The organism is Mycobacterium sp., from assembly GCF_050701675.1.
In the GTDB taxonomy this organism is placed as follows: domain Bacteria; phylum Actinomycetota; class Actinomycetes; order Mycobacteriales; family Mycobacteriaceae; genus Mycobacterium.
In genome coordinates, this window is record NZ_JBOGDD010000614.1 from 1 (window position 1) to 5,443 (window position 5,443).

At 69.3% G+C, this 5,443-nt stretch carries 4 protein-coding genes and 1 pseudogene; 4 read left to right on the forward strand and 1 reads right to left on the reverse strand.

Going from position 1 to position 5,443, the window contains the following annotated elements; genetic code table 11:
• Positions 1 to 60: 60 nt before the first annotated feature.
• Complete coding sequence (locus ACRDUX_RS18925; protein ID WP_526415558.1) at positions 61 to 1,545, reverse strand: carboxyl transferase domain-containing protein; 1,485 nt, start codon at positions 1,543 to 1,545, stop codon at positions 61 to 63.
• Between the two features lie 37 nt (positions 1,546 to 1,582).
• Here ACRDUX_RS18925 and ACRDUX_RS18930 point away from each other — a divergent pair, with 37 nt between their 5' ends.
• From ACRDUX_RS18930 to ACRDUX_RS18945, 4 genes and pseudogenes are all read left to right on the forward strand, one after another.
• Positions 1,583 to 2,317 (forward strand): enoyl-CoA hydratase, encoded by a 735-nt coding sequence (locus ACRDUX_RS18930; RefSeq protein ID WP_526415559.1) that lies wholly within the window; start codon positions 1,583 to 1,585, stop codon positions 2,315 to 2,317.
• On the forward strand, positions 2,318 to 3,439 hold the full coding sequence (locus tag ACRDUX_RS18935; protein WP_526415560.1) for an MBL fold metallo-hydrolase: 1,122 nt from the start codon (positions 2,318 to 2,320) through the stop codon (positions 3,437 to 3,439).
• Between the two features lie 17 nt (positions 3,440 to 3,456).
• Positions 3,457 to 5,076 carry a serine hydrolase domain-containing protein gene (locus ACRDUX_RS18940; protein WP_526415561.1) on the forward strand — a complete coding sequence of 540 codons (1,620 nt, stop codon included), beginning with the start codon at positions 3,457 to 3,459 and terminating at the stop codon, positions 5,074 to 5,076.
• Positions 5,073 to 5,443, forward strand: a pseudogene (locus tag ACRDUX_RS18945) (cation-translocating P-type ATPase); the annotation flags it as partial. The gene ACRDUX_RS18940 and the pseudogene ACRDUX_RS18945, both read left to right, overlap by 4 nt.

Sequence of the window (5,443 nt, forward strand, 5' to 3'; positions counted from 1 at the left end):
GATTACCCCCACGCTCCGCGCCAAAAAGCGTGGGGGTAATCCACGTTCGGCGGAATGGAATCAGTGGCCTGGCAGCCCGATGTTGCGATAGTGCCGCAGCCGCGACGTCAACCGCTCGTCGGCGGTCATGGTGCGCAACGCGTGAAGTTCGCAGGCAATGGTCGTCGAGAGCCTGGCCGTGAAGTCGGACGGGGTGTCGGCGGCGTCCGTGTGTTCGGGCACGATCGCGTCGACGATCCCGTTGCGCAGCAGGTCTGCCGACCGAATGCCTTGCGCCGCAGCAAGTTCAGGGGCATGGTCGACGTCGCGGAAGACGATCGCGCTGGCGCCCTCCGGCGGCAGCGGCGCCAACCAGCCGTGCAGCGCGGCCAACACCCGGTCGGCAGGCACCATCGCCAGTGCGGGCCCGCCGCTGCCCTGGCCCAGCAGCACCGACACCGTCGGCGTGTCCAGCGTGACGAGTTCGGCGAGGGAGTTGGCGATCTCGCCGGCCAGTCCGCCCTCCTCGGCTTCGGCCGACAATGCCGGGCCGGGGGTGTCGATGACCAGCACCAGGGGCAGCCGTAACCCGGCCGCCAACGCCATTCCGCGCCGCGCCTCGCGCAGTGCCTGCGGGCCAACGAGCCCGCCGCCGACGCCCCTCTGCTGCCCGACCACCACCGCGGGCTGCCCACCGAAGCGCGCCAGGGCCAGCAGCGTGGTGGCGGCCTCGCCGTGTCCGCCGGTCCCCGACAGCAGCACCCTCTCTGTGGTGCCGTGCCGCAACAGGTAGCCGATGCCCGGCCGGTCGGGACGCCGCGAGGACTCCACCGAATCCCAGGCGGGTACGTCGGCGATGGGTTCCGGTGCCGGCGCCTCGGGTGGTGGACCGGGCCTGTCGGAGAGCACCTTGAGCGCCCGATCCAGCGTCGTGCGCAGCAGTTCGATGGGGACGACGCCGTCGATCACGCCGTGGCGGTGCAGGTTCTCCGCGGTCTGGATGCCCGCAGGGAAGGGCTCGCCGTAGAGATGCTCGTACACGCGCGGTCCGAGGAAGCCGATCAGGGCGCCCGGTTCGGCCGCGGTGACGTGTCCTAGCGAACCCCAGGAGGCGAACACCCCGCCCGTCGTCGGATGCCGCAGGTACACCAGGTAGGGGAGGTGCGCCTGTTTGTGCAGCTCGACCGCCGCGGCGATCTTGACCATCTGCAGGAACGCCACCGTGCCCTCCTGCATGCGCGTGCCGCCCGAACTCGGCGACGCCACCAGCGGCAGGGCCTCGGCGGTCGCACGTTCGATCGCCGCGGTGATCCGCTCCGCAGCGGCCACCCCGATTGATCCGGCCAGGAAGTCGAACTCACTCGCGACGACGGCCACCCGGCGACCGAACACCGTCCCCTCGCCGGTCAGGACCGATTCGTCGAGCCCGGTCGCGGCCCTGGCCTGCGCGAGTTCGCGCCGATATTCCGCGCCGGCGCCGACGTCGAGGGGTTCGACGTCCCAGCTGACGAACGACCCCTCGTCGAGGACGGCGTCGCGCAGCGCAAGGGCACCGATCCGGCTCACGGAGCAAGGCTATCGGGCGGCTCGATAGGCTGACCCCATGATTGGTGTGACCCGTGACGGTGCCGTGTTGACGTTGGAGATGCAACGGCCCGAGCGACGCAACGCGTTGAACAACGAATTGGTCGACGGACTGCGGGAGGCGATCGAGAAGGCCGCCGCCGAGGACGTGCGAGCGATCGTCCTCACCGGCCAGGGTCACGTCTTCAGTTCGGGTGCGGACCTGTCCGGCGGGCAAGGCATCGCCGACAAGCTTCCCGACAAGGCCAGGGCGCTCAACATCGCGATCGATCAGGCGCCCGTTCCCGTCATCGGCGCGATCAACGGACCGGCCATCGGCGCCGGTGTCATCCTCTCGATGATCTGCGATTTGCGCGTCGCCGCCCCCGAGGCGTACTTCCAGTTCCCCGTCGCGAAATACGGCATCGCGCTGGACAACTGGAGTATTCGCCGGCTGACGTCGCTCGTCGGAGCGGGCCGGGCCCGCGGCATGCTGATGGCCGCCGAGCGACTCACGTCCGACGCCGCGCTGCAGACCGGAATGGCCAACCGCATCGGCACGCTCGCCGACGCGCAGGCCTGGGCGCAGGAGATCGCCGGTTTCGCGCCGCTGGCACTGCAGCACGCCAAGCGCGTGCTCAACGACGACGGCGCCTACGAGGATGCGTTGCCCACCCACAAGGAACTCTTCGACCGCGCATGGTCGAGTTCGGACATCATCGAAGCGCAGGTCGCGCGCATCGAGAAGCGGCCGGCCAAGTTCCAGGGCGCCTAGGTGTTCTGGCGCGCCGCCCGGCTCGTCGGCGGGACCGCAGCGGTCGTCGCCGGTGGCTGGGCGCTGCGTGCGTTCTCTGGCACACCAGAGGCGTTGGGCGCATCGCCGGTCGAGATCGGCGCGGTCGCCAAGCGGTCGCCGAACTACCACGACGGCGTGTTCGCCAACCTCGAACCCGCGTCGGACGCCGGCATGACCCGTCAGCAGCAGTTCATGCTGGTCCGCGAGGTCGTCGGCGCGAGCTCCGACCAGCATCCGGCGCAGCCCGTCCCGCTGATCACCCCGGACCCCAGCGTGGTCGCAGGCAGCCTCGCCGTCACCTGGTACGGCCACTCGTCGGCGATCATCGAGGTCGACGGCTACCGCATCCTCGCCGACCCGGTGTGGAGCGACCGCTGCTCACCGTCGCGCGCGGTCGGCCCGCAGCGTCTGCACCCGGTCCCCGCCGAGCTGGAGGCGTTGCCCGCGATCGACGCCGTGATCATCAGCCACGACCACTACGACCACCTCGACGTCGACACCGTCAAGCAGCTGGCCCTGACCCAGCGGGCCAAGTTCTTCGTGCCGCTCGGCATCGGCGCACATCTGCGGACCTGGCACATTCCCGAAGAACGCATCGTCGAACTCGACTGGAACGAGAGCGCCCGACTCGGTGAGCTCGAGCTGGTCTGCACGCCAGCGCGGCACTTCTCTGGCCGCTTCCTGACGCGCAACGTCACGCTGTGGTCGTCGTGGGCGATCGTCGGCCCCAGGCACCGCGCCTTCTTCGCCGGCGACACCGGCTACTCCAAGAGCTTCGCGGACATCGGGTCCGACCACGGATCGTTCGACGTCACCCTGATGCCGGTGGGCGCCTACCACCCGGGTTGGCCCGACATCCACATGAATCCGGAGGACGCGGTCCGCGCGCACCGCGACGTCACCGACGCCGGGCTGCTGGTGCCGATCCATTGGGCGACGTTCCGGCTGGCGCCGCACCCGTGGTCCGAGCCCGTGGAGCGGCTGCTGGTGGCCGCGGCGGGCGAGGGCGTTGCGGTGGCGGTGCCGAGGCCGGGGCAGCGCATCGAAGCGCCAACGGACTCCGGAGCGTCGGCCTCGTTGGACCCATGGTGGCGTACCTGAGCGGCTAACGTGCTGGTGTGCGCCGCTCATCGAGGTCTCGCCTTGTCGTCTCGCTCGCCGTCCTGGCGTTGATCGCGGGATGTGACTCGAAGTCCGCCGAGCAGGCGGCACCGTCGAGCAGCCCGTCCAGCAGCGCCGTGCCCGCCCCCATCCCGCCGCCGTTGGTTCCGGCAATGCCGTTGCCGGACAACGCCGTCGAGAACGCGGTCGCCAAGCTCGACGGCATCGCCGACGAGCTGATGAAGAGCTCGGGCATCCCCGGCCTGGCCGTCGCCGTAGTCCACGGCGGAAAGACGGTCTACGCCAAGGGATTCGGCGTCAAGGACGTCCGTAACGGCGGTGGCCCCGACAACAAGATCGACCCCGACACCGTGTTCCAGCTCGCGTCGCTGTCCAAGCCGCTGGGGTCTACCGTCGTCGCGCATCAGGTGGGGCTGGGCGCGATCAGTTGGGACACCCCGATCGTCGACGAGCTGCCGTGGTTCGCGCTGAAGGATCCGGTGGTCACCAAGATGGTGACCGTCGGCGACATGTACTCGCACCGGTCCGGCCTGCCCGACCACGCGGGTGACCTACTCGAAGACCTTGGCTACGACCGGCGCTACGTACTGGAACACCTTCGCCAGCTTCCGCTGGACCCGTACCGGATCTCCTACGCCTACACCAACTTCGGGCTGACCGCGGGCGCCGAGGCGGTGGCCACCAGCGCGGGCAAGTCGTGGGAGGACCTCAGCCAGGAGGTCCTCTACGGGCCGCTCGGAATGACCTCGACCAGTTCGCAATTCAGCGACTACGAGGCAAGGACCGACAAGGCCGTCGGGCACATCCACGTCGACGACGCCTACAAACCGCTCTACGTCCGCGACGCCCAGGCCGAGGCGCCTGCCGGTGGCGTGAGCTCGTCGGCGAACGACATGACCAAGTGGCTCACCATGATGCTGGCCAACGGAAGCTTCAACGGTCAGCAAGTCGTCGACGCCAAGGCGCTGTTGCCAGCCATCACCCCGCAGATCGTGTCCGACCGCGCGAGCGAGCCCGCCATGCGCTCCGGGTTCTACGGCTACGGATTCAACGTGGGCACGACGTCGGCGGCCCGTCAGCAGCTCAGCCACTCCGGAGCCTTCGAACTCGGCGCGGGCACCAACTTCGTGATCATCCCGTCCGCCGACGTGGCGATCGTCGCGCTGACCAACGCCACACCGTCGGGCATCCCCGAGACGCTCACCGCCGAGTTCGCGGATCTGGTGCAGTTCGGCGAGGTTCGCCAGGACTGGCGCGGACTGTACGGGGCGGCGTTCAAGCAGATGGAGGCCCCGGAGGGCTCGCTGGCCGGCCAGAAGCCGCCAGCGAACCCGGCCCCCGCCCCTGCCATACCGTCGTTGGTGGGCACCTACGACAACGCCTACTGGGGTCCGGCCACGGTCGCGGAGGCGAACGGAAAGCTCACTCTCGCAATCGGACCGCGCGAGACACTCGAGCTGACGCACTGGGACGGCAACGTGTTCACGTTCGTCCCGACCGGTGAGAACGCGCCACCAGGATCGATCTCAAAGGCCACCTTCGCAGGCGGCAACGTGACGCTCGAGTTCTACGACGCCGAGGAGATGGGCACCTTCACCAGGGCGCCAGGCCGATGACCGCCGCGCTGGCGACGGGTCTGTCCGACGCCGAGGTCGCGCAGCGCGTCGCCGAGGGCAGGACCAACGACGTGCCCACCAGGGCCGCCCGCAGCGTCGAGGAGATCGTCCGCGCCAACGTCTTCACCAGGATCAACGCGATCCTCGGCGTCCTGCTGGTCATCGTGCTGTCCACCGGTTCGTTCATCAACGGTCTCTTCGGCATCCTCATCGTCGCCAACAGCGCGATCGGCATCATCCAGGAACTCCGGGCCAAGCAGACCCTGGACAAGCTCGCGATCGTGGGGCAGGCGAAACCCGTGGTGCGCAGGCAGTCCGGGACCGCAGCGCGGCTGCCTAGCGAGGTGGTGCTCGACGACGTCATCGA